The organism is Rhodococcus sp. IEGM 27 (genome assembly GCF_033142305.1).
GTDB lineage: Bacteria > Actinomycetota > Actinomycetes > Mycobacteriales > Mycobacteriaceae > Rhodococcus_F > Rhodococcus_F oxybenzonivorans.
Genome location: NZ_JAWLSG010000008.1, coordinates 116,551 through 139,719 on the forward strand (window position 1 = coordinate 116,551; position 23,169 = coordinate 139,719).

Below are 23,169 nucleotides of genomic sequence, written 5' to 3' on the forward strand. Positions count from 1 at the left end.
GTATCTGAGGGTACTCGCACGTCAGCACGGCTCCCGCCCCCCGGACCCGTCAGGAAATCCACTCCCACTCGGCGGTGCGCACATCCGACTCGGGCTCGCGGCTCAAGCGCACCCGGAGATGCCGGTCGGCCAACTGCTCGACGATGCCCTCACCCCACTCGACCACGACCACCGCTTCGGCCAGGTCGGTGTCGAGGTCGAGGGCGTCGAGTTCGTCAAAGGCGTGCGGACCGCTGCCTCCCAGACGGTAGGCATCCACGTGCACCATGCCCACCGGAGTCCCGCCGCCGGGACGCACCCCCGGACGATGCTCCCGGGCGATGACGAATGTGGGCGAAGTCACTCTCCCCTGCACACCGAGACCGGCGGCAATCCCCTTCGTGAGTGCGGTCTTTCCCGCACCGAGAGGTCCGTCGAGGATGATCAAATCCCCGGGTGCCAATCCCCGGGCGAGATCACGCCCGAATCTTTCGGTGTCGGCGGCTGTCGGCAACACCACGGTCCCGCTCACCGCCAGCACTCTATTTTCGGCCGACACGATAACTACCGCCCACCGACATAGGTCCGCACGGTACGCCCACGCACTCCGGTCACCACCTCGTAATGGATGGTATCGAGCTTGTCCGCCCACTCCTGGGCGTGTGGTTCACCGTGATCGCCGTTGCCGAAGAAGACAGCGGTGTCGCCCTCGCGGACGCCGCCGCCGTCCGGTCCGAGATCCACGACGACCTGGTCCATGCACACCCGTCCGATGCCCGGCCGACGCTCCGAACCGAGCAGGACTTCGAATCGTCCGCTGAGCGAACGGGGAAGCCCATCGGCGTACCCGAACGGCAACAGCGCCACCACTGTGTTCCGCGGCGCTATCCACTGATGGCCGTAGGACACGCCCTCACCTGCAGCCACCTTTTTCACCAGCGCGACACGCGAACGCAGAGTCATCGCAGGACGCAGCCCGAATTCGCCGAGTTCGGGGGCTGGCGACAATCCGTAGATCGCAATGCCGGGGCGCACCATGTCGAAACGAAGATCCGGGCGCGTGAGAGTGGCCGCGGAGTTGGACAGGTGCACCACCTCGGGAACCAGGCCGTGGCGTTTGGCGTCGGCCACCGCGCTCGACAGCCGGTGACACTGGGCGTCGATCACCGCATGATGCGGCTCGTCGGCGTGAGCGAGATGCGAGAAGATGCCTCGGAGCCGTACCGCACCCTCGGCCTGTGCACGCGCCAAGTCGATGAGAACCTGCGCCAACTCGTCGGGCGCGACGCCATTGCGGTTCAATCCGGTGTCGACCTTGATCGTCACGGTCGCCGGGGTGCCTACCTCCCGTGCCGCAGCCACGACGGAGGCGAGGTGCCGCGGTGACGACACCCCGAGCTCGACGTCCGCTCGAATAGCGGGGGCGAAGTCCGCGTCGACGGTGTGCAGCCAGGCGAGGATCGGTGCGCCGATACCTGCCCGGCGCAACGTGAGGGCCTCCGAGACCGTTGTCACGCCGAGTTCCGCCGCACCGGCCGCGAGCGCCGCGCGCGCCACGGGGACGGCGCCGTGGTTGTAACCATCCGCTTTGACAACGGCCATCACTGCCGCGTCGCCGGCTTTCTCGCGCAAAATTCCGACGTTGTGCGCAATAGCGTCCAGATCGACCACTGCTTCGGCCTGCGGGGCCGGCGTCGCGTGGGCGGAATCGGCGGGCTCGACCCGGCCGTGTTCGTCCGACGGTACTGCTTCGGCAAGCGTCATGCCTCCGATCCTGCCATTCACCGATGGATCGCCGTTTCCTCGGGTGACACACCTGCACGGAGAACTCTGATCGACTCCCTCAGATGAGCGAGCAGATTTCCTGCGGAGATCGGTGCCGTCCCGCGTCCCGCTGCGAGATCTCCCCGGCCACCGCGAGCCGCCACGTTCGCCGCGAGCGAGTGCGCGCGCGCCCCCATCGCAGCCGCCCGGTCCGGGACTGTCCCCGCGGCCAGCAAGGCACCCACAATGCCCGCCAGAACGTCCCCGGCACCCGCCGTGGCCGACCAGGAACCGCCCGCCTCGTTGACGAATACCTGCCCACCCGGCGCCGCGATCACCGTGGCGCGGCCCTTGAGGAGGATGTACGTCCCCCACTCCGCCGCCAGCGACCGGGCGGCCGCGACTCTGTCCGATCCGGGATCACTTCCGGTGATGCGTGTGAACTCACCTGCATGCGGGGTAAGGAGGGTGGGCGCCGACCGGGAGCGCACCAGACCGGGGTCCTCGGCCAGCAGGGTGAGACCGTCCGCATCAACGAGGACGGGAACGTCGGTGTCCAGCACGGTCCGCAGGGTGCGACGTGCCGCATCGTCGGTGCCCATACCGGGACCCACCACCCACGCCTGGACCCGTCCCGCTTTCGCGACGTCCGTCGTCGCGATCACCTCCGGCCAGTGAGCCAGCACCTCCGACGCGCCCGGACCTGCGTAGCGGACCAAGCCGGACGTGGCCGAGACGGCGGCCCCGGTGCACAACACTCCCGCGCCCGGATACTGCCCACTCCCGGCGACCACGCCCACGACGCCCTGCGAATACTTGTCGTCGTGCGGACCGGGCACCGGCCAGGCCCCTCCCACTTCGGTCGCATCGAGCGACGTGATCCCGGCATCACCGAGCGTCAACCCGATGGGTATCAACTCGACGCGCCCGCACTGTGCTGCAGCCAGGACATGTACCGGTTTCAGCGCACCGAACGCCACGGTGACCGCCGCCCGTACCGCGGGCCCCTCGACGGCACCCGTCACCGGGTCCACCCCGCTGGGCAGGTCCGCAGCAATGATCGGCGCCTCCATGGACGCGACCAGAGTCGCCGCGTCAGGGCGCAGGGCTCCCCTCCCGGATATCCCGACGATCCCGTCGATCACCAGGTCGGGCGTGCCGACATCTTCGATCGCGCGGGCTGTTCGTCCGCCTGCTCGCCGGAAGGCCGCCAGACCGCCCCGATGCGCCTTCTCGGGTTTCAGCAGCACGGCGGTGACCGCGACTCCGCGCTTGCGCAAGAAGGTGCCGGCCCAGAGCGCGTCGCCTCCGTTGTCCCCGGAACCGACCAGCAGCAGCACGGCCCGCCCGGCGACTCCCCCGGTCCGCGCGCGCAACTCCGCCACCACCACGCCCGCGAGTCCGTGCGCTGCGCGTCGCATCAGAGCGCCGTCGGGAAGGGATGTCAGCAGCGGCGCCTCGGCCGCTCGGATCTCGTCAGGGGTGTAGTAGCCCCGCATGGGCACTCCTCGTCCGGAACGGTCGGTACCGAGGCAAGACTACGCTCGACGGCATGCGTGAACGTGCAAGGTCCCGGATCGTCGGAGTCGCTCTGGCCGCAAGCATTTCGGCCGCGAGTGCGATCGCCGGCTGCAGTTCGGAATCCGCCGGGGTGAACGAGCAGCCCAGCGGTCCGGTCGTCGAGGTCGCCGGCATGGCCTTTTCGCCCGCCCGGCTCACGGTCCGGGTAGGTGAGACTGTCACCTGGAAATTCGACGATCGCGGCGTCACCCACGACGTGGCGGGCGTCGGTGAGGCGAAGGGCGTACTGCGCAGTCCCCTGATGCAGACGGGCAGCTTCACCTACAACTTCACCGAGCCCGGAACCTACGAGTACACCTGTTCCCTGCACCCCGACATGCGCGGCACCATCGTCGTCACCTGAGCGGAGCCGTTATTCGACCGTGACGGACTTCGCGAGGTTTCGGGGCTTGTCCACGTCGTACCCGCGCGTCTGCGCGACCTCGGCGGCGAAGACCTGCAACGGCACGGTCGACAGCAACGGCTGCAGCAACGTCGGCGCCGCCGGAATCTCGATCAGGTGGTCGGCGAACGGCCGCACGGCCTCGTCGCCTTCCTCCGCGATCACGACGGTCCGTGCACCGCGAGCCTGAATCTCCCGGATGTTGCTCAGCAGCTTCGAGTGCAGCACCGCGCGACCCTTGGGAGAGGGCATCACGACGATGACCGGCAACCCGTCCTCGATCAACGCGATCGGGCCGTGCTTGAGTTCACCGGCGGCGAAGCCCTCGGCGTGCATGTACGCCAGTTCCTTGAGCTTCAGCGCGCCCTCGAGCGCCACCGGGTAACCCACGTGCCGGCCGAGGAACAGCACCGTCGGCGACGACGCCAGTTCCCGAGCCAACGCCCGGACCGGACCCACCGTCCCGAGGACCCGACTCACCAGCTCCGGCATCGCCTCGAGATCGGCGTATTCGCGCGCCACCTCGTCCGGGTACTTGGTGCCGCGAGCCTGGGCCAGCGCCAAACCGACGAGGTAGTTCGCGGTGACCTGCGCAAGGAACGCCTTGGTCGACGCCACGCCGATCTCCGGACCGGCACGGGTGTAGAGAACGGCGTCGGCTTCGCGGGGAATCTGGGCACCGTTGGTGTTGCAGACCGCGAGGACGCGCGCCTTCTGGTCTTTGGCGTGCCGCACCGCCTCGAGGGTGTCGGCAGTCTCACCGGACTGGGAGATCGCCACCACGAGCGTCGAGCGGTCGAGGACGGGGTCGCGGTAACGGAACTCGCTGGCCAGCTCCACCTCGACAGGCAGCCGGGTCCAGTGCTCGATTGCGTACTTGGCGAGCAATCCGGAGTGGTACGCGCTGCCGCACGCGACGACGAAAACCTTGTCGACGTCGCGCAGCTCCTGGTCCGACAACCGCTGTTCGTCGAGGACGATCTTGCCGTCCGCAAAGTGCCCGAGGAGAGTGTCGGCGACGGCAGCCGGCTGCTCTTCGATCTCCTTGAGCATGAAGTAGTCGTGGCCACCCTTTTCGGCAGCAGCGAGATCCCAGTCGATGCGGAACGGTCGACCCACAGCGACCGTTCCGTCGAAGTTGAGGATCGAGTAGCCGTCCGCGGTAATGGTCACCACCTGGTCCTGGCCCAGCTCGACCGCATCCCGGGTGTGCTCGATGAATGCCGCGACGTCGGAGCCGAGGAAGGTCTCGCCCTCGCCGACACCGATGACGAGCGGAGTCGAACGACGCGCGGCCACGATGGTGTCGGGATGGTCGGAGTGAGTGAAGACGAGGGTGAATGCTCCCTCGAGGCGGCGGAGCACACTCAGGGCGCTCTCCACGAAGTCCCCGGCGGTCTCACCGGACGCATAAGCCCGCGACACCAGGTGCACCGCGACCTCGGTGTCGGTGTCGCTGGAGAGGTCGACGCCCGCCTGCTCGAGTTCGGCGCGCAAGGGCGCGAAGTTTTCGATGATGCCGTTGTGTACGACGGCGACGGTTCCGGTCGCGTCCCGGTGCGGGTGGGCGTTCCGGTCAGTCGGGCGACCGTGCGTGGCCCAACGGGTGTGCCCGATCCCCGTGTGTCCGGCGAACTTCTCGGCACCCACCTCGTCGAGTTCGGCCTCCAGGTTCGACAGGCGACCGGCCTTTCGCTCGACGGCCATACCGCCCTTCCCGTCGAGCACGGCGATCCCTGCAGAGTCGTATCCGCGGTATTCCATCCGCCGCAAAGCCTCCACCACAACAGACAGAGCCTGCCGGTGGCCGACGTATCCCACGATTCCGCACATGGTTCATCAGGGTACTTGGAGCGGACGGTGCGGCGAAGTCGGACACCAACGCGACGCCGGGAGCGGGGACTCCGTCCCTGTGTGGTCCGCGCGGGGACTTCGTCCCTGTGTAGTCGGCGCGGGGACTCCGTCCCTGGGGAGGTGATCGGATAACGTTCTCTCCGTGGCGCCGAAACTGAAGAACCTGGCCCGGGAACTGTCGAAGCGGGGACCGCACCGCGTGCTGCGGGGAGACCTCGCGCTGGCTGGACAGCCGGGAGTCGTCTATACACCCGAGTCCGGCTTCAACTTGCCTGCGGTGGCGTTCGCGCACGGGTGGATGACCGGAGCTGACCACTACCGGAACACGCTGGAGCACCTTGCGTCCTGGGGCATTGTCGTCGCGGCGCCCAACAGTGAGCGGGGCCCGGTGCCTTCACACCTGGGCCTCGCGACCGACCTGCGGGCCACTCTCGACATCTGTGTCGGTGTCCGGCTGGGACCCGGCCAGATCAGTGTTCAGCCGGATCGAGTGGCCTTTGCCGGCCACGGTATGGGTGCGGGCGCGGCGGTGCTCGCCGCCGCACAGCGTGACGTGACCGCGGTGGCCGCATTGTTCCCGGCGCCGACTGCCCCGAAGGCGGAGAAGTATGCGCCCAAGATCACAGTTCCGGGGCTGATCGTGGCGGGCGCGGATATCGACACCATGAACAGCAACGCCAAGGCCCTCGCCGAGGCGTGGGGCGGCGATTCCGTACTGCGAGCCGTGGACGGCGCAACCGATTCGGGGTTGACCGAGGGGCGTCGACTTCTCGGCGCACTCGGCATCGGTGGATCCGAGCGCAAGACGCAGCAGGTGACACGGGCGTTGCTGACCGGGTTCCTGCTCTACGAACTGACGAATGACAAGAAATACGCGGCCTTCGCGGACGCCGAGGCGCACATCCCCCGCACCACGGTCGTCGATCCGCAGGAGATCAATACGGACGCCGGCTTCCAGGGACTGATTCCCCACATCTGAGCGTTCTACGACGGCTCCGGCTGTTCCGGCGTTACTCGACGAGCCAGCTCCGTGGACGATAGAACTCGTCGTCGTCCTCGGCTGCGCTGCGACCGGGTGCGACCGCGTCCGCCGCCGTGCTCGTGTGTGCGGGGTGCCCCGCAAGCTGCCGTCGTCGCGTGGCTTCTGCCTCGTCTCGCACCCGCTGCTCCTCCAGTCGTCGTCGAAACAGCGAGAGTTCCGCCCTCATCTGCGCACGTCGAGCGCGCAACTGTGCGGCCCGCTCGCTCACAGCGGTCCGGCCTCGGCGAGTTCTGCGCCGCTGTCGAGCGCAGCCGACGGTCCGCTGGCAAGCTCTGGTGCAGGTGCAGGTGCAGGTGCAGGTGCAGGCTCAGGGACTGTGAGCGTTTCCGGAAGCGGCTCGTTCTGCATGGTCACGGGCTGCGGACCAGGTGCGGTGGTGGGCTCCGGTGGCGCCTGCTCGGCCTCGTGATGTTCAGGTTGGCTGACGTCGGGAGCGGCGGGCGGTCTGGCGTCGACAGCGCCGGTCTGCGGCACGTCAGTGTCGGACGCGGGCTCGGGCGCAGCTGCCGCCTGGTGCAGCGGGTCCTCCCCCAGACGGGTTTCTGCGAAAATCTGAGGCAGGCCGTTCGGACCGATCTCCACACCGAAGCGCGACGTGGCGCCTTGGCCGTCGATGATGTCGAGGTGAACTCCGGCACCGTCTTCGTCGACGACCAGAGTCCATGACTTGCCGTCGAGCTTCAGCTCGAGGCTCTTGTCGGGAGTGGTAGGCAACGCTTGTCCGCCCTCGCCGTCGACACCCGGATCGCGCTCGTCCTCGAGGTCGGGCTCCTCCTCCGCCCCCACATCCCCGTCATCGTCCCGTCGGGTGAGAGCCGACACCGCGTCCTCTATCAGTGGACGGATGAGGGACCCCAGGTCGCCGAGTCCACCGGCCAACCCCTGTACCGCCCCGGGGAGGTCACCGAATCCGGTCATACCCCCGATGCCGGGAACACCGGCAAGACCCGGCACACCGGCCAGACCTGGCACACCGCCGAGACTCGGCAGTACGGGAGGAGAGGCCGCGGGCAAGGACGTCGCGGGTTCGGTGTGTACATCCCGCGTTCCCACTCCTACGTCCCGAACTCCTAGGTCCCGGCCTCCGTTATCGGAACCGATCGGCGCCGTCATCGGTGCCAGGTGGGCGGTGTCACTCGGAGTCGTTCCCGTCGGCGAACTCCATCCCGCCGGTTGCCCAGCGAATCCCCGAGGCGCGGTGACAGTGGGTGCACCGGCAGGAGTTGTCGGCGCAGCGTCGACGGGAGTTCTCGGGGCGTCGAGAGGAGGCGGAGCGGGAGAGTGCCCCGGAGCGGTGCGATCCACGGAGCGAATATCGCTGTCCGACTGCAACATTCCGGCTTCGGCGATCACCGCCGCATACGACGCTTCCACAGTGTCTGCGCAGGCCTCGCACGCGGCCGCGAATTCGCGCTGTTTCTCTTCGTAGACGGGCCGGAAGTGCGCGTCGAGCCACGCGCGGGCGATACCTGCCGCTCGCTTCACGACGTCGTCTCGGTCGAGCCACCGCAGAGCGCCGCCTCCCCCGTCCTTGTACAAGCCGTTGATGTGCCGGTAGTCGTCGTCGGCAAGTTCGGGGAACCAGTACGACGCGTCTTCCATGCAATCCTTGGCGACGGAGTTGTCTCCATCCCGGCCGTGCACGGCGATGTCGGCCAGCACTGCGATTTGGGCTGCGCTGTATCCCGCGACAGTGGACTGGTGCAGCGACACCACCCTGTACGCCTTGTCCGTCACTGCGGCGCTGAGGGTGAGGTTCGCTTCGAACAGCACGTCGACCAGTCCGCGTAACCGGTCGACATCGGCCACTGCCCGGGCATTCCGGCGGCCCGAGGCATCGATCGCGGCGGCGGCTGCATCCCCACTCCACGCGGCGCTGACCGCTGCAACACACGCCTCGTGCTCCTCGAGTTCCCTGCGCGCAGAGTCGAGGGTGTGCTGCAGCGTGTCGATGTCCCGGCTCAGCACATGAAGGTTCATGCCCCGCTCGGCGTCGAACCGGGCGTAGTACTCGGTGATCGCGCGACCGTCGTACTGCAGCTGGTGCGCGGCAGGAAGGAACATCTCGAAGAACTCGAGCCCCCGTGCTCCGAGGTCCAGCATGTCGCCTGGGACATTGAGCGAATCAGGTCGCAGACAATCCTCCAAGTGGCGGCGGTCGGCGGCAGCAGATCGGGCATCGCTCCCATCCGCGAGGAGTGCGATGTAACGCTCGTCGGCGGACGGCGTGCGTTCGCGTCTGTCGATGCCGTACGCGTCGAAGTAGGGCTGCCACAACGCCACATCCTCTTCGCGAGACGAGGCCCAGGCCTGAAGGAGCTGCTCCTTGTAGTCACGGCTCAGCGTCGGATCGTCCATCAACGAAGCCGCATCCGTCGTCACGGAAGCACCCGGTCGAGGCCGTCGGCAAAGGCACCTTCCGTGCCTGCATAACGCGTGGCGCCGGCTCGGAAGTTGTGACCGACGGCCTCCGTGTCGGTTGCCCACTCGTCGAGTGCCACGGACACGACTGCGAGCGCGTTCCGTAGCTCGTCGCCGAGTGCACAGTAGTCGCGTCCGGCCTGCACACCGCCGAACTCCAGCCGGCCGGCGTCGATTGCCTGCTGCCTCAGCACCTGCGCTGAGCGCACCATCCGCGCGCCAACGCTCGCCACCGCCCTGACGTCGACCTCGAGTCCATCGCTCATGCCCCCACCCTCTCTTCACGACCTACTGCTTTAGACGCGCCGGCGCGCCGATCGGTTCCCCACACCGACCGATACGCTGCGCCACTCAGACCGAGGCGACCGTACCTGCCAGCTTGTCGGCGAGGCGTTGAGCCAAGTCGAGGTCCGCTGCCTCCACCATCACGCGCACGAGCTGTTCGGTTCCGGAAGGTCGCAGCAGAACACGACCCTGATCACCCAGCGTCCGCTCCGCCGCCGCCACGGCATCCAGAACGACGGGGGATGCGGCCACGGCACGCTTGTCGGCGACTCGCACATTGACCAGCACCTGGGGAAGGGTCGTCATCGCCGATGCCAGTTCCGCGATCGGCCGCCCCGTCTGTGCCATTCGGCCCATCAATCGCAGGCCGGTCAGAATCCCGTCACCGGTGGTACCGAACGCGGGCAACACGACATGCCCCGACTGCTCACCGCCGAGAGTGAAACCGCCCGCCCGAAGTCCTTCGAGCACGTAGCGGTCACCGACTGCGGTGGTGATCAGCGAAATACCCGCCTCGCGCATTGCGATGTGTAACCCCAGATTGCTCATCACAGTCGCGACCAGCGTGTTGTCGACCAACTCGCCGGTGTCGCGCATGCCGAGGGCCAGGACGGTCATGATGGCGTCACCGTCCACCAGGGAGCCACCGGCGTCGACCGCAAGGCAGCGGTCCGCGTCCCCGTCGTGCGCGAGGCCGAGGTCTGCGCCATGCTCCACCACGGCCTTCTGCAGGCTCTCGAGGTGCGTGGAGCCGCAGTTGTCGTTGATGTTGAGCCCATCCGGCTGGGCGTTGATCGCGATGACGTTCGCGCCGGCGGCGCGGTAGGCGGTCGGCGCCACAGCCGAGGCGGCGCCGTGCGCGCAGTCGACCACGACGGTGAGGCCGTCGAGGCGGTAAGACAGGGCCGTGGCCAGGTGTTGCAGATACCGATCGGCGGCGTCCGACACCACTCGCACGCGCCCGATGCCGGCTCCGGTGGGCGCTCGCTTGGTCGTCGTGCCGACGGCGACCGATTCGATACGGTCCTCGACCTCGTCGTCGAGCTTGTGCCCACCCGCGGCGAAGATCTTGATTCCGTTGTCGGGCATAGGGTTGTGCGAGGCGGAGATCATCACACCGAGTGCAGCGTCGAGCTCTGCCGTGAGGTACGCCACCGCAGGAGTGGGGAGAACGCCGACGTTCAAGACGTCGACACCCGCCGACGTCAAACCGGCGACAACGGCTGCTTCGAGCATCTCGCCGCTGGCCCGCGGGTCACGGCCGACCACAGCGGTGGCACGCCCCGAATCCGCTGATGCCAGCACCGTGGCAGCGGCAGATGCGATCTGCAACGCCAATTCGGCGGTCAGCTCCGTATTCGCCAGCCCGCGAACCCCATCCGTCCCGAACAACCGCCCCATAGACCAGACCCCTCGTACCTCGGAAACCACTACATCTCGGATAAAGCGCGAGAGCAGGCGTCCGGTAACGATGGACGCCTGCTCTCGGGAAGAACAGGTGCCGAAGCCGTCCCCGGAGGGCGGCTTCGGCGACACATCAGCGCTTGGAGTACTGAGATGCCTTACGGGCCTTCTTCAGGCCGTACTTCTTGCGCTCGACGGCGCGGGCGTCACGGGTGAGGAAGCCGGCACTCTTGAGCGCCGGACGGTCCTCGGGGGTGACCTCGATGAGCGCGCGGGCAATGGCGAGACGCAGTGCGCCGGCCTGTCCGGACGGTCCGCCACCGTGGAGCAGGGCGACGATGTCGAACGACTCGGCACGCTCGACCGTGACGAGCGGAGCCTTGATCAGCTGCTGGTGCACCTTGTTCGGGAAGTAATCCTCGATGGTGCGGCCGTTGAGCTTGAACTGGCCGGAGCCCGGGGTCAGACGGACGCGGACAACCGCTTCCTTACGACGACCGACGGTCTGGATGGGCCGATCGATCACGATCGGGGCCTGCGGAGCAGCAGCGGCCTCGATGTCCTCGGCAACCTCGGGCTCCTCGACGGACACGTACTCGTCCGCCGCGACCTCGACAGCCTCGGTGATCTCTTCGGGATTGGACACGTTCTGCTCCTCCGGCGCCGTCACTGGGCCACCTGCTTGATCTCGAATGGCACCGGCTGCTGCGCGGCGTGGGGGTGGTTGGGGCCCGCGTAGACCTTCAGCTTGCTGCTGATGGCGCGACCCAACTTGTTCTTGGGGAGCATGCCGACGATGGCCTTCTCCACGAGGCGGTCGGGGTTCTTGTCGAGAACCTCGCCGACGGAGCGGGACTTGAGACCACCGGGATGTCCGGAGTGGTGGTAGAGGAACTTGCCGTCACGCTTGTTGCCGCTGATGGCAACCTTCTCGGCGTTGATGATGACGACGAAGTCGCCGCCGTCAACGTGCGGTGCAAAGGTGGGCTTGTGCTTGCCGCGCAGCAAGTTGGCTGCTTGGACGGCAAGGCGGCCGAGCACCACGTCAGTGGCGTCGATGACGTGCCACGTGCGGGTCACATCTCCGGCCTTCGGGGTGTACGTAGACACAGAACTTCCTCGTCTTGTTCAATCCGCTGCTGGCCATTGCGTATCGTCGAGCGATTCCCGGCGGCCAGTTGAGACCCGAGAACCGCCAGCCACTGTGACATGAAGACACAGCGACGCACGGCACGCCAACGGAGAACGATACCGGTCGCGGCGCCTCCGGGTCAAAATTCACTCGGCGAGCGCATCAGCAAGCTGTTCGACCGCCCAGGTCAGCTCGTCACGTTCGACCACCAGCGGCGGGGCGATACGAATCGTCCCCTCGTGCGCGTCTTTCGCGAGCACACGGCGCGCGAGAAGGCGTTCACACACTTCCCTCGCGGAAGGCATCCCCTCAGCCAGTTGCACACCGGCCCACAGCCCACGCCCCCGTACTTCTGCAACATGGCGGCCAGGCAGCTCGCGCAGCATGCCGTGCAGGTAGGCACCCAACCGGCGGCTGCGCTCCTGATATTCGCCGGTTTCGAGCAGCGCCACCACGGCACTGCCCACAGCGCACGCGAGGGGGTTGCCACCGAAAGTGCTTCCGTGTTGCCCGGGCCCGATCACGCGCATCACCGGCCAATCGGCGACGACCGCCGAGACGGGGACGAGGCCACCGCCCAGCGCCTTGCCGAGAACGTAGATGTCGGGTGTCACATTCTCGTGATCACAGGCAAAGGTCTCCCCCGTCCGGCCGAGTCCGCTCTGGATCTCGTCCGCGATCATGAGGACGCCGCGACGCGTGCACACCTCGCGCACCGCCGCAAGGTAGCCCGCCGGGGGCACGAGGACGCCTGCCTCCCCCTGGATCGGTTCGAGCAGCACCGCTACGGTGTCGTCGGTTATCGCCGACTCGAACGCGTCGACGTTCCCGTATTCGACGGAGACGAAACCTGCGGGATACGGCCCGAACCCGGTGTACGCGTCCGGGTCGGAGGAGAATCCCACGATCGAAATTGTGCGGCCGTGAAAGTTGCCGGAGCAGGTGACCACCTCGGCTCGCCCCGGCGGCACCCCCTTCACGTCGTACCCCCACTTGCGGACAAGCTTGAGCGCCGTCTCGACCGCCTCTGCGCCGGTATTCATCGGCAGCACGGTTTCTTTGCGACACAATCGGCTCAGGTCTTCGCAGTACTGCGCGAAACGGTCGTGCTGGAACGCACGACTGGTCAAGGTGAGTCGGCCCAGTTGTTCGCGAGCGACGCGCACGAGAGCAGGATGTGCGTGGCCGAAGTTGAGGGCCGAGTACCCCGCGAGGACATCGAGATAGTCGACGCCGTCGACGTCCTTGACCCAGCAACCTGCGCCCGACTCGATCACGACGGGCAAGGGTGAGTAATTGTGCGCGCTGTGGTCCTCCGCCCGGTCCAGCTGCTCACGCGTGGCGCCGGATACCGACACGACACTGTCCGACATTGGTCCTCACCCCTCAGCTTCCCATCTCGCAGAACTGGCGATACCCGCGCAGTTCCATTGTGCTGCATTTGATTCCGCCGCCAGATTTCAGAAATTCCGAATAGTCCACCGGTACCGGGTCGTAGCCGCGGTCCACCAGCTGATCCGACAGCCGCGTCGCCTGCGCGGGCAACACGACATGAAGTCCGTCGCTCACCAGGTTGAGGCCGAGCCACTGCGTATCACTCTCCTCGGCGATCACCGCGTCCGGAAACATCCGGCGCAACAGGAGGAGGCTCTCCGGAGAGAAGGCGGCGGGAAGGTAGGCGATTGTCGCATTGTCGAGTACTCCGAGGGCGGTGTTGAGGTGGTAATAGCGCGAATCCACCAGAGTCAGCGGAACTACAGGACGCCCGAGATGCGCGGCAGCCTCCGCATGGGATCGAGGGTCGGACCGGAAGCCGGTACCCCCGAGAATCACGTCACCGACCACGAGGAAATCGCCCTCGCCCTCGTTCACGAAACGCGGCAATCTAGGTTTGAGCAGTCCGTTCTCGCGGAACCATCGAAGAACGTGGCCCGCTTCCGCTCGCCTCTGAGCACATCGGTAGCGGGCGCCGAGAGCGACACCGTCGACCACCACGCCACTGTCGGTGACGAACACCATGTCCGGGAGCCCCTCGACGGCATCGATGACCACGACCTCGTGACCCAGCGCTCGATACGTGTCCACCAGGGTGTGCCACTGCGCGAGCGCCCGGGGCCGATCGACCTGCTCGCCCGGACTCATCCAGTCGTTGATCGCGTAGACGACATCGAAGTAGGTGGGCGGACACATCAGGTAGGTGCGGGGGTAATCGCGCCGGTCGGCACTCGCCACAGGCCCGGTCGCGTCCCGCACCGCGCTTCCCGGGCCGCTATCCACAGTCGGTGGCACGTTCCCCCCGTTCTCCGATGGTGCTGAGAGAAAGTATCCGCCCTCCCTCAGCGACAAACAATGCGCTAGCGTTGCTCTATATGGACGATTCGTTGCGCCTGGACACCTTGGACCGACTGATCGTTGCGCAACTGGAGCGCAACGCGAGGTCGAGCTTTGCCACCATCGGCGCCGAGGTGGGCTTGTCCGCTCCGGCGGTGAAACGGCGCGTCGACCGACTGGTCGACTCAGGGGTCATTACCGGTTTTCACGCGTCACTCGACCCGCAGGCACTCGGACACGGTGTGGAGGTCTTCGTCGAGTTGTACTGCGACGGTCGTACCTCCGCGGTCGAGATCGCGCGCATCGTCTCTCGACACGCCGAAGTGCAGGAGGCGTACACCATCACGGGTGACGCGAACGCACTGCTGCGCGTCCGGACGACCGACACCGCTCACCTCGAGAGGACGCTCGAGAATCTCCGGTCGGAACCAGCGGTACTCCAGACGAAGAGCAGCGTGGTGTTGAGCAGATTGATTCCACCGGCCGGCTGACGCCACCGAGATATTTCGCCGCACCTCTGACGACAGTGCCCCAGCATCCGTCGATTGCTGAGGCACTGTCGTACATCACAGGATTGTCAGAGCCAGGCAGCAGCGTTCCTGTCCTCGGCGCTCTGCATGTCGACAGCGCCGTCCTGGACGACCTTGGCGATCGTCTGGAGGACCTGGAGCAGGTCGTTGTGTGCGCCGTCCCACTTGGCCTGCACCGCTTGGTAGTTCTGCTGGGCACCGCTCTCCCACTGCGCGACCAGACCCTGCACGTAGCCCTGGAGCTCGTCGTGGGTTTCGCGCAGCTTGCCCTCGTTCGACCTGATGTCGCTCGCCAGGGCCTGCAGCTCGGCAAATCCGTACTTCAATGACATTCCATGCTCCTTGTTGTTGTGTAACCGGTGTCGAACTCGGAACGCATGTCAGAGATCGAGCGATCCCGAAGCTCCGGCAGAATGGATCGCATCCTGGTTGGCCTGCTCTGCGGCGTCGTACCCCTTGCCGTTCTCGCGAATCTTCACGGCAATTTCGGCGAGCGAATCCTGCATCCGACGGGACGCATCGTTGTAGCGGACCATGAGTGCCTGGAACGCATCCTGCGCGCCACCCGCCCAAGCCGAGGACGATTCTTCGCAACGCCCCTTGAGGCCGGCGATAGTGGCTTGCAGCTGCCCATTCACCGTCTCCACATGGTTAGCCGCGGCCTCCATCTGGCCGACATCGGTAACAACTCCCGCCATGGGAACTCCTTCTGATCGTCTGGTGTGGCGGCCCCCACTGGACTGCCCGATCCACCCCTACACATGATTGGACGCATCAACCGTCCAATCGGTTCCACCACTGTGGAAGTTTTCGGCTCTGTCGCCCGTCGGGTTCACTCATCGACTTCCAGTGACCGCACGACGTGCTCACACTCGGCTTCGATTTCGGCCCATTCCGCCGACAGGAACTGACATCCCACGCTGACCTGGAGGTCACGTTCGACGACGACGTGCCACCTCACCGCGGAGTTCTCGTCCGGGAATTCGCTGTACGTGATACCCGGTCTCCCACCGAACACGACGTCCTTCTCCAGTTCGGCGAACAGCTCGGGTCTGCCGCGCTGCGCGATTTTCGCCGCAAGCGTGACCGCGACCTCGTCGTACCCGGCACCGCCCTGGAGGTTGTTCTGCATCACGATGATTCGTCTGTCCGCGCCACCGTCGGGCACCAGTTCGATCCGGAACGGTGTCGCCGACTGTGGCCGCTCCCGCCATCGGTCGGGCGCCGTGAGACGAACTCCCCCGACCGACACTTCCCGTCCCGTGCCCGCCGCCGTCGAGGGAATCGTGGACTGCGATGGTGCAACGGACGACGACGCCGGAGCCGAAGGCGACTGTGATTCTGCAACAACACCCTCGACGGTCGACGTCGAGACGGAATGGAGGGTTGATTGGATGAAGGCAACTCCGGCTCCGGTCACCACCGCCAGGGCCGCTGCGACCGCGACGAACGTCGGCCACGACCTCCTCGTCCGTTCCTGTTGCTCCCGCTGCAGAACCGGTTGGAGCCAATTCCTCTGAGGTATCGCGACGATCGATTGCTCGTGTACCCCATCGCTGCGCGGCATTGCGAGCGCGCGAACGATGTCCATACCCGACACGCTCTCGACCGGTACCTCACGGCCGAAGGCAGCCACGACCGCACGCCGTACAGGTGCCAGATCATGCCGGGTGTCGATGTGGTCCGTCACCAGGATGCCGTCGAGCGCCCGGCCTCGGCAGACGCGCCCGACCAGCTCCGTGATTGCCTCGGCCTGCCGATCGAGATCGTCGACGACCAGCGAGGATTCGTGCTCGACTTCCACCACGCGGTAGTCACCGGATGTTGCCGCCACGTAAGTGGAAGTGGTGCCCGTCGCCCGGCATTCGACGACCGCCCAGGTGCTGTCGCGCTCGGCCAGGCCGGCGACTGCGGCTACGGCAACCGCCACGGGCTCAAGCACGGTGTCGGCGGCGATCGCCGAGCCTGCGTCGGCCAGAACCTGCTGTCGCGCCGTGCCCCACTCGGTCGGGTATGTCAGCACCGCACCGACGGACGGCCCGCCCGCCACAGCCTCGACCGCGCCACGGAGAACGGCAGCGAGCACGTCCGGGACCGGAGCGATACCACCGCCCACATCGATGTACTCGTCGTCGATAGAGCACAGCGGTGACGACTCGGTGGAAGAAGTCTCGCGCACCGAAGTGATCAACGAACCGTCGGTTGCGACACGGACCGAGGGCAGCCCCTCCACCGCCCTGTCCTGACAACACGACCACATGCCGGATTCAGTGAGGTGAATCGCGACCGCGGACCTCACTGCGGTGGCATCCATGCGAGCTGGATCAGTCCGCTGCCGCCGCGCGTCACCAACGTGCCCCGCCCGGGGGGCATGGCACTTGCCCGTACGGTTCCGATGAGGTTGCCTTCGTCTCGGTTTCCACTCATCACCAAGCCGGCGGATGCCAGATCACGCATGCGTGCAATGACCGGTTCGTACAGCGCCCGTGCCGCGCCACCGGAACGGCGCGCGATGACGAGGTGGAATCCGATGTCCTTCGCATGGGGAAGGTACTCGACGATCGCGGCCACCGGATTGCCGCTCGAGGTCACGACGAGGTCGTAATCGTCGATGACAACGAAGATGTCCGGCCCCGTCCACCAGGAACGCTCTCGAATTTGTTGCTGGCTGATCTGCGGGTGCGGCATCCGCGATTCGAGCACAACCGCGAGGTCATTCATGTTCTTGGTCAGCACGCCCGACGACGGCGCATAGGCGGCGAGGTGCTCCGATTCCACCACCCCCAGCATGGTGCGCCGATAGTCACCGAGGATGATCTTCGCCTGTCCAGCGGTGTTGGACGCCATGATGCCCTCGCAGATGTTGCGCAGCAGCGTCGTCTTGCCGCATTCACTGTCCCCGAATACCAGGAAGTGTGGTTGCACGGCGAAGTTGAGAAATGTGGGCGCCAGTTCGGCCTCGTCGAGTCCGATCGGAATCTGGAGGCACTTCTCGGTCGGGTCCAGGTAGGAGGGCCACGAACCGGCGGCGTCGAGAACCGCCTCGCGAGTGATCTGTCCCGGCAACATGCGTACGGCAGGAGCATGGCGGCCATGGGTGGTGGCAGCGATCGACGACACGGCATGCGCGACACCGGACGCAAGGTCGGCGGGGTCAGAGTTCCCGTCGATCCGGGGGAGGCCGACCAGCAGATGCAGACTGTCGCGCGTCATGCCTCGACCCGGCCTGCCTTCCGGCACGAGCGCAGCGGTCTTACGACCGAGGTCGGAGTCCGCGGGATCACCCAACCGGAGTTCGATGCGAGTGCCGAGCTGGTCCTTGAGGGCCGGCCGCACTTCGCCCCACCGAGACGCCGTGATGACGACGTGGACGCCGTACGACAGGCCCTGTGCCGCAAGGTTGATGATCTGTTGTTCCAGGGTTTCGAAATCCTGCCGGATGCTACCGAAGCCGTCGACGACGAGGAACACGTCGCCGAAAGGATCTTCGGCGACCCCGGCGGCAGGGGCGCCGCTGGACGGATCGGTAGCGCGTAGTCGCCGGAATTCGGCCATGGATTCGACCCTGAGGTCGCGAAATCGGGCTTCACGCTGTCGCACGATCGTGTTCATCTCGGCGACGGTGCGGCGAACCCGGTCGACGTCGAGACGGTTGGCAACCGAACCGACATGCGGCAGGCCCGATAGTCCGGCAAGCGTGCCACCGCCGAAGTCGAGGCAATAGAACTGAACCTCCCAGCGCTGCGAGTGGTCCGGTGGCCTCGTGCGTTGCCCTGTCCCACAATGTTTCCGCTCGGAGCATCGTGGACAATGACGGACACGATGGTACAGGATTGAACAGGTGGATTGCACGAGTAGTGCATGAACGAGAAGGGCACAAAGATGGCCGGACGGAAGGGACGGAGGAGCTGGGGGCGTATTCGCAAGCTCCCCAGTGGTCGCTACCAGGCGGGCTACGTAGCCCTGGACGGGACGAGCTGGAACGCCCTGACGACGTACACGACCAAGCTGGGGGCGGAGGCATGGCTGGCCGATGAGCGCCGCCTCCTCGAGTCCGGAGCCTGGACGCCGCCACCGGAGCGGGCGGCGGCGCGCACGGGCCGGGCCCTCACGGTGGCGGCGTACGTGGAGCGCTGGCTGGACCAGTCCGCCTCCCGGCTCAAGGCGTCCACGATGGACGGATACCGCCGTTACGGCCAGCTCATCGTGGAGGGCCTTGGCCCCGTCGCGCTGGCCACCCTCTCCCCGTCCCAGGTCCGCCAATGGCTGGCGGACCTGGACCCGAAGTATCCGACACGCAACGCCGGGGCCTACTCACTCCTCCGTACCGTGATGAACACCGCCGTGGAGGACGGACTCATTCCGGCCAACCCGTGCCGCGTCCGGGGCGGTGCCACCAAGCACCGCAAACACGAGCCGGTAACTCTGTCCCCCAGTGATATTCGAGCCGTCGCCCGGTCCGTCCCGGTGGAGCGGTGGCGAGCGCTCGTCCTTCTCCTGGGCTTCTCCGGCCTCCGTTTCGGAGAAGCGAGAGCGCTCCGGCGGCGGGACCTAACACTCACCGACGCGGAGTGTTCCGTCCACGTCCGCCGCGCCACGGTACGGGCCGGAAAAGGGTTCATCACGGACCGGCCCAAGACGCCCGCGGCGTTGCGGACCGTCCCGCTCCCCCACGAGCTCCGGCGGGTCCTTGAGGACCACATAGCGGAGTATGCGGAGGCCGGGGCGGACGGGCTGGTGTTCCCGGCTCCTGGCGGTGGCCATGCCCACCGCCAGCCGTTCGCCAACGCGCTCCGCAAAGGGGCGGAGTCGGTGGGCTTCCCGACGTTGCGGGTCCACGACCTCCGCCACAGCGCTCTTACCAACTGGGGACGGGCCGGAGCGACCCTGGCGGACCTGTTGGCCCTGGGCGGGCACACCACCGCGGCTCTGACGGCCCGCTACACGCACGCCGCCCCGGAGCGTAACGCCGCGCTGGCTGCCAAGCTCTGGGCGGAGTAGGCCGGGGCGGAGAACACCAGCTCACGAGGGCGGACCTGGCGGACGGGACCGCCCTCGTAGTGGTCCTGGCGGAGAGTGATAAGGGCAGTCACGGGACAGTCATTCCGTTGTGCCCCTTCGGCATTCAGAGGGTAGTCATTTGACGCTATCCGCGGACAACATGTACCTTGGCGGACAGCAGAGGGACTGACGCCTCCCTCAACATCTCCACCCGCGAGGGAAGTCACCACGGGCCCCTCCCGAACGAGTCACGGAAACGGATCTACCCGTCCTATCCGTACTTTCGTTCCGGGAGACTCCCATGACCATCTCTACCAAGGCCGGTACTCGAAACCTCGTCACCGTGAACGAGGCCGCCGCCTACCTCAAGTGCAGTTCACGGACAGTCCGCCGGTATATCGCGGCGGGCAAGGTCCCAGCGGTCCGGATGCCTGGCGGGACCGCGCTCCGCGTCGATATGGCCGCGCTGGACGCCATCCTGAGCGGTGCGTGACCATGACCGGACACGAAAAAGGCCCCGCCCTTGCGGACGAGGCCCTTCCCGTGGATGACCTGTTGGAGTCGGTTTCCGAGTCTACCCGTGCCTGCCCGGATTGCGGCCAGGCGGAACACGCGGAGACCTGCCCCATCCTCATGGGACTCCGTGGTGAGTCGGAAGTGGACCGAGAGTGGTTTGAGATGCATCCGCTCGCCACCGAGTACCGCCGGGACCTCTCCGCCCGTGAGGAGTACCTCCTCCGCCGCCTCCTGGACCTCCCGGCGGACCTCGTCCCTTACGGACGGGTCCACGTCATCCAGGTCCGCCCCGGGCTCCGCATACGAGATTGGCGGGCCATCAACTGGTACTTGCCCATCTCCGTTGGCGGTGAGCGTTCATGCTGAACACGGCTGGTAACCCGCTCGAGTCCGTGATGAAGAACATCACGGAGCGCACGCCCCGCCTGGACGCCGCCCTGGCCTACGCCAAGGTGGGCGCGTCTGTGGTGTTCGTGGAGACGCGGGAGGGAGAGGACCGGAAGAAACCACTGGACCTCCGGACCGCCCGGGAGCGCGCCAACGACGACAAGGCCGCGCAGAAAGCCGCCCGGGAGGCCGGTAACCCGTTCTGGGAGGCGATGACCTCCGGGTCCGGACGCCAGACGGCTACGGACAATCCGGTCCGTCTCCGGAAGTACTGGGACAAGTACCTCCAGGACTCCGGTGGGCTGGAGCCGAACGTCGGGCTGGACCTCGAGGGCTCCGGCGTCGTGGGCATCGACGCGGACCATGCCTACGAGGTCCGGGACGTCCAGGAGCGGGCCACCGCCGGGACGGACACGCCTCCGGAGCGCTATCCGATGACCACCGCCTCTCCCGGCCAGACGGACGCCGCGGGTAAGCCCGTCCACGAGGACGGCGGGCACTTTCTCTACGTCAACGACGTCCCGGACCTCCCGCTGGTGGAGGAGTTCAAGCTCCCCGGTGGGGCGGTGGTCTCCATGGCCAAGCGGTACATCATGGTCCCCCCGTCGCGCCGGCCGGAGGGTCCTTACATCAATGTCGGACCCGTGCAACGCCTTTCGGAGAATCCCTGGCTGGTGGAGCTCATCCGCGCCCAGGCCGCGGAGAACGAGGTGGCCCGGGAACGTAGGGCGGAGGCGGCGGAGGAACGGGCGGAGCGTCGGGCCTCCGGGGAGGACACGCTCGGGGAGACCGTGGCGGCGTGGAACGATGCTCACCCGTGGGCGGAGCTCCTCGAGCCCCACGGATGGACCCCTTCCCCGCGGAAGAAAGACGGGGAGTGCAAGTGCCCGGTCTGGAAAGCTCCCGGTGACCATGGGTCCGACAAGAGTGCTACCGCTCACGAGGCTGGTTGCACCAACAAGTGGGTTGACCTCGAGGACGGCTCCGGTCCCCTTCACTTCTGGACCTCGGACGTCCCGCCGGAGCTGGCGGAGCACGCGGCAAGGTCCACCGCCCAACATCTCCGGGTCTCCAAGCTCCAGTTCGCGGCGGCCATGCGCGGACAGACGGACGCGGAGTTCATGGTGGCGGAGGGCATCCTCGGACCGGCTCCAGCGGCGTGGGACGTCTCGGAGGCGGTCCTGGAGGGGCCGGAGGACGATATGTCCGCCGCTCTCAACGCAATCGTGGCCATGGCTGGGCGGAGCGGTGGGTCTCGTGAGCAACGCCGGACGCGGCTGGACGAGGCGTTCCTCTCCCGTGAGGACCTCCGGAACTTGCCTCCGCTCACTCCCGTGGTGGACGGATACCTCTACCTGGACACCCTGGCCCAGCTCAACGGGGAGCGGGGGACATACAAGACGTTCCTGGCCCTGGACTGGGCGGCGTCCGTGTCAGTGGGCGCTCCGTGGCAGGGCCGGAGCGTGAAGCCCGGTCCGGTCCTCTACTTCGCCGGGGAGGGCGTGGCCAAGTTCGATGACCGGCTCTCCGCGTGGGAGGCGGAGCGCAACGGAGGTGAGCTCTCCGGGGTGGAGGTGTTCCGTGAGCTCGTGGACTTTGCCGCGGAGCCGTCCGTGGAGACGGACTGGGTCTACGTGGCCGCCGCTCTGGCCGCGCGAGAAGACAAGCCCGCCTTGATCGTGGTGGACACGCTGGCCCGGTACACGCCGGGTCACGAGGAGAATTCCGCCAAGGACATGGGCCAGCTCATCACGAACCTGGACGTGGTGAGGCGTGTGACTGGGGCGTGTGTCCTCACCCTCCACCACACGGCCCGCGGCACGGACCACGGACGCGGCTCCACCTCCGTGGAGGGCGGTATGCAATCGGTATTCCTCATGCGCAAGCCGCGGGACGGGGAGGTGGCCCTCCACACCACGAAACAGAAGGACGGGCCGGAGCTCGAGCCGATGGCGCTCGCGGTCAAGCCGGTCCCGGCCACTGGGTCCATCGTGCTTGCGTCCGCCGCCACGGACCCGTTCGTGGTGGAGGGCCGTCCGACCATCGGCCAGCACAGCCCGAACTACGTTCGTGTGGCCGCCACCCTGTTCCGGACGTTCGGGGAGGGCACCTCCGGCGGCACCCGGGCGGAGGTCAAGGCGGTCCTCCAAGGGGACGAGGTGCTCAAGTTCGGAGGCAAGCCTGGGGCGGTCTCCAAGGCGTTCTTCAACGCCTGGGGGACGCTCGAGCGCAAGGGAGCGCTGGTCCCGGTCAAGGGCAATCGCTACCTCCTGGCGGAGGAGGCCGCGGTGGAATACGGCCTCCTGGAGAGCGTCACTCCGGACGAGGAGGACGAGGCCACCGCCCCACCCGACGAGGACCCGGAAGAGGGCGGAGCCTCCGCCGCGGAGGTGGCTCCGTGAGCGCCCGGAAACCGTTCCGATGGCCGTTCCGATGGCGTTCCGATGGCGTCCGTTCCGATGGTGTTCCGATGCGTTCCCATGGCTCCTCCGCCGCCCCGCATATGTGCTGGTCATTGGCAGTATTCCTATGGATTCCGATGACCTATTTCCATAGGAAT

The 23,169-nt window shown here is 66.9% G+C and carries 22 protein-coding genes and 1 pseudogene; 7 read left to right on the plus strand and 16 right to left on the minus strand.

Annotated features, from left to right (window positions below; genetic code table 11):
- Nucleotides 1-49: 49 nt before the first annotated feature.
- The 3 genes from tsaE to R4P95_RS25180 are packed head-to-tail and all read right to left on the minus strand — an operon-like array spanning nt 50 to nt 3,242.
- On the minus strand, nt 50-538 hold the full coding sequence (gene tsaE / locus R4P95_RS25170; protein ID WP_317746910.1) for a tRNA (adenosine(37)-N6)-threonylcarbamoyltransferase complex ATPase subunit type 1 TsaE: 489 nt from the start codon (nt 536-538) through the stop codon (nt 50-52).
- Nucleotides 539-543: 5 nt separating this feature from the next.
- Nucleotides 544-1,743 carry an alanine racemase gene (gene alr / locus R4P95_RS25175; RefSeq protein ID WP_213577190.1) on the minus strand — a complete coding sequence of 400 codons (1,200 nt, stop codon included), beginning with the start codon at nt 1,741-1,743 and terminating at the stop codon, nt 544-546.
- A gap of 17 nt (nt 1,744-1,760) precedes the next feature.
- Nucleotides 1,761-3,242, minus strand: a complete 1,482-nt coding sequence (locus tag R4P95_RS25180) for an NAD(P)H-hydrate dehydratase (protein ID WP_317746911.1) — start codon at nt 3,240-3,242, stop codon at nt 1,761-1,763.
- Nucleotides 3,243-3,295: 53 nt separating this feature from the next.
- Here R4P95_RS25180 and R4P95_RS25185 point away from each other — a divergent pair, with 53 nt between their 5' ends.
- The gene (locus R4P95_RS25185) at nt 3,296-3,667 is read left to right on the plus strand and encodes a cupredoxin domain-containing protein (protein ID WP_213577188.1); all 372 of its coding nucleotides are present in this window, start codon (nt 3,296-3,298) and stop codon (nt 3,665-3,667) included.
- 9 nt (nt 3,668-3,676) lie between these two features.
- Here the strand turns inward: R4P95_RS25185 and glmS are convergent, their stop codons facing one another.
- On the minus strand, nt 3,677-5,539 hold the full coding sequence (gene glmS / locus R4P95_RS25190; protein WP_213577187.1) for a glutamine--fructose-6-phosphate transaminase (isomerizing): 1,863 nt from the start codon (nt 5,537-5,539) through the stop codon (nt 3,677-3,679).
- A 163-nt stretch (nt 5,540-5,702) separates the two neighbouring features.
- Here glmS and R4P95_RS25195 point away from each other — a divergent pair, with 163 nt between their 5' ends.
- Nucleotides 5,703-6,539: a chlorophyllase/cutinase-like alpha/beta fold protein gene (locus R4P95_RS25195; protein WP_213577186.1), complete on the plus strand. Its 837-nt coding sequence runs from the start codon at nt 5,703-5,705 to the stop codon at nt 6,537-6,539.
- A gap of 31 nt (nt 6,540-6,570) precedes the next feature.
- Here R4P95_RS25195 and R4P95_RS25200 read toward each other — a convergent pair whose 3' ends face one another.
- The 8 genes from R4P95_RS25200 to ddaH all read right to left on the minus strand — a co-directional run bounded on the left by R4P95_RS25200 (nt 6,571) and on the right by ddaH (nt 14,097).
- Entirely contained in the window at nt 6,571-6,720 is a 150-nt protein-coding gene (locus tag R4P95_RS25200) for a hypothetical protein (protein ID WP_249354521.1), read from the minus strand.
- An 86-nt stretch (nt 6,721-6,806) separates the two neighbouring features.
- Nucleotides 6,807-8,984 carry a hypothetical protein gene (locus R4P95_RS25205; RefSeq protein WP_317746912.1) on the minus strand — a complete coding sequence of 726 codons (2,178 nt, stop codon included), beginning with the start codon at nt 8,982-8,984 and terminating at the stop codon, nt 6,807-6,809.
- On the minus strand, nt 8,981-9,289 hold the full coding sequence (locus tag R4P95_RS25210; protein ID WP_213577185.1) for a type VII secretion target: 309 nt from the start codon (nt 9,287-9,289) through the stop codon (nt 8,981-8,983). The genes R4P95_RS25205 and R4P95_RS25210 overlap by 4 nt, the downstream gene beginning before the upstream one ends.
- An 85-nt stretch (nt 9,290-9,374) precedes the next feature.
- Complete coding sequence (glmM, locus tag R4P95_RS25215; protein WP_317746913.1) at nt 9,375-10,709, minus strand: phosphoglucosamine mutase; 1,335 nt, start codon at nt 10,707-10,709, stop codon at nt 9,375-9,377.
- A gap of 136 nt (nt 10,710-10,845) precedes the next feature.
- Nucleotides 10,846-11,382: a 30S ribosomal protein S9 gene (gene rpsI / locus R4P95_RS25220; protein WP_109331534.1), complete on the minus strand. Its 537-nt coding sequence runs from the start codon at nt 11,380-11,382 to the stop codon at nt 10,846-10,848.
- Complete coding sequence (gene rplM, locus R4P95_RS25225) at nt 11,379-11,822, minus strand: 50S ribosomal protein L13 (RefSeq protein WP_109331545.1); 444 nt, start codon at nt 11,820-11,822, stop codon at nt 11,379-11,381. The genes rpsI and rplM overlap by 4 nt, the downstream gene beginning before the upstream one ends.
- 168 nt (nt 11,823-11,990) lie before the next feature.
- Nucleotides 11,991-13,217 (minus strand): ornithine--oxo-acid transaminase, encoded by a 1,227-nt coding sequence (gene rocD, locus R4P95_RS25230; protein ID WP_317746914.1) that lies wholly within the window; start codon nt 13,215-13,217, stop codon nt 11,991-11,993.
- A gap of 13 nt (nt 13,218-13,230) precedes the next feature.
- On the minus strand, nt 13,231-14,097 hold the full coding sequence (gene ddaH / locus R4P95_RS25235) for a dimethylargininase (protein ID WP_317746915.1): 867 nt from the start codon (nt 14,095-14,097) through the stop codon (nt 13,231-13,233).
- Nucleotides 14,098-14,213: 116 nt separating this feature from the next.
- Between ddaH and R4P95_RS25240 the strand changes: the two genes are divergently transcribed.
- Nucleotides 14,214-14,666, plus strand: a complete 453-nt coding sequence (locus tag R4P95_RS25240) for an Lrp/AsnC family transcriptional regulator (protein ID WP_109331547.1) — start codon at nt 14,214-14,216, stop codon at nt 14,664-14,666.
- An 86-nt stretch (nt 14,667-14,752) separates the two neighbouring features.
- Here the strand turns inward: R4P95_RS25240 and R4P95_RS25245 are convergent, their stop codons facing one another.
- From R4P95_RS25245 to eccCb, 4 genes and pseudogenes are all read right to left on the minus strand, one after another.
- Entirely contained in the window at nt 14,753-15,037 is a 285-nt protein-coding gene (locus R4P95_RS25245; protein ID WP_109331548.1) for a WXG100 family type VII secretion target, read from the minus strand.
- Between the two features lie 48 nt (nt 15,038-15,085).
- The gene (locus tag R4P95_RS25250) at nt 15,086-15,403 is read right to left on the minus strand and encodes a WXG100 family type VII secretion target (RefSeq protein ID WP_159925651.1); all 318 of its coding nucleotides are present in this window, start codon (nt 15,401-15,403) and stop codon (nt 15,086-15,088) included.
- Between the two features lie 134 nt (nt 15,404-15,537).
- A complete protein-coding gene (locus tag R4P95_RS25255) occupies nt 15,538-17,019 on the minus strand; it encodes a type VII secretion-associated protein (protein WP_317746916.1) in 1,482 nt (493 codons plus the stop codon).
- Nucleotides 17,001-18,440 (minus strand): annotated as a pseudogene (gene eccCb, locus R4P95_RS25260) (type VII secretion protein EccCb); the annotation flags it as partial. The gene R4P95_RS25255 and the pseudogene eccCb, both read right to left, overlap by 19 nt.
- A gap of 126 nt (nt 18,441-18,566) precedes the next feature.
- Between eccCb and R4P95_RS25265 the strand changes: the two are divergent.
- From R4P95_RS25265 to R4P95_RS25280, 4 genes are all read left to right on the plus strand, one after another.
- Entirely contained in the window at nt 18,567-19,706 is a 1,140-nt protein-coding gene (locus R4P95_RS25265) for a tyrosine-type recombinase/integrase (RefSeq protein ID WP_317746917.1), read from the plus strand.
- 301 nt (nt 19,707-20,007) lie between these two features.
- Nucleotides 20,008-20,199, plus strand: coding sequence for a helix-turn-helix domain-containing protein (locus R4P95_RS25270; protein WP_317746918.1), 192 nt, complete (start codon nt 20,008-20,010; stop codon nt 20,197-20,199).
- Nucleotides 20,200-20,201: 2 nt separating this feature from the next.
- Nucleotides 20,202-20,588 carry a hypothetical protein gene (locus tag R4P95_RS25275; RefSeq protein WP_317746919.1) on the plus strand — a complete coding sequence of 129 codons (387 nt, stop codon included), beginning with the start codon at nt 20,202-20,204 and terminating at the stop codon, nt 20,586-20,588.
- A complete protein-coding gene (locus R4P95_RS25280; protein WP_317746920.1) occupies nt 20,582-23,011 on the plus strand; it encodes an AAA family ATPase in 2,430 nt (809 codons plus the stop codon). The genes R4P95_RS25275 and R4P95_RS25280 overlap by 7 nt, the downstream gene beginning before the upstream one ends.
- Nucleotides 23,012-23,169: the final 158 nt, after the last annotated feature.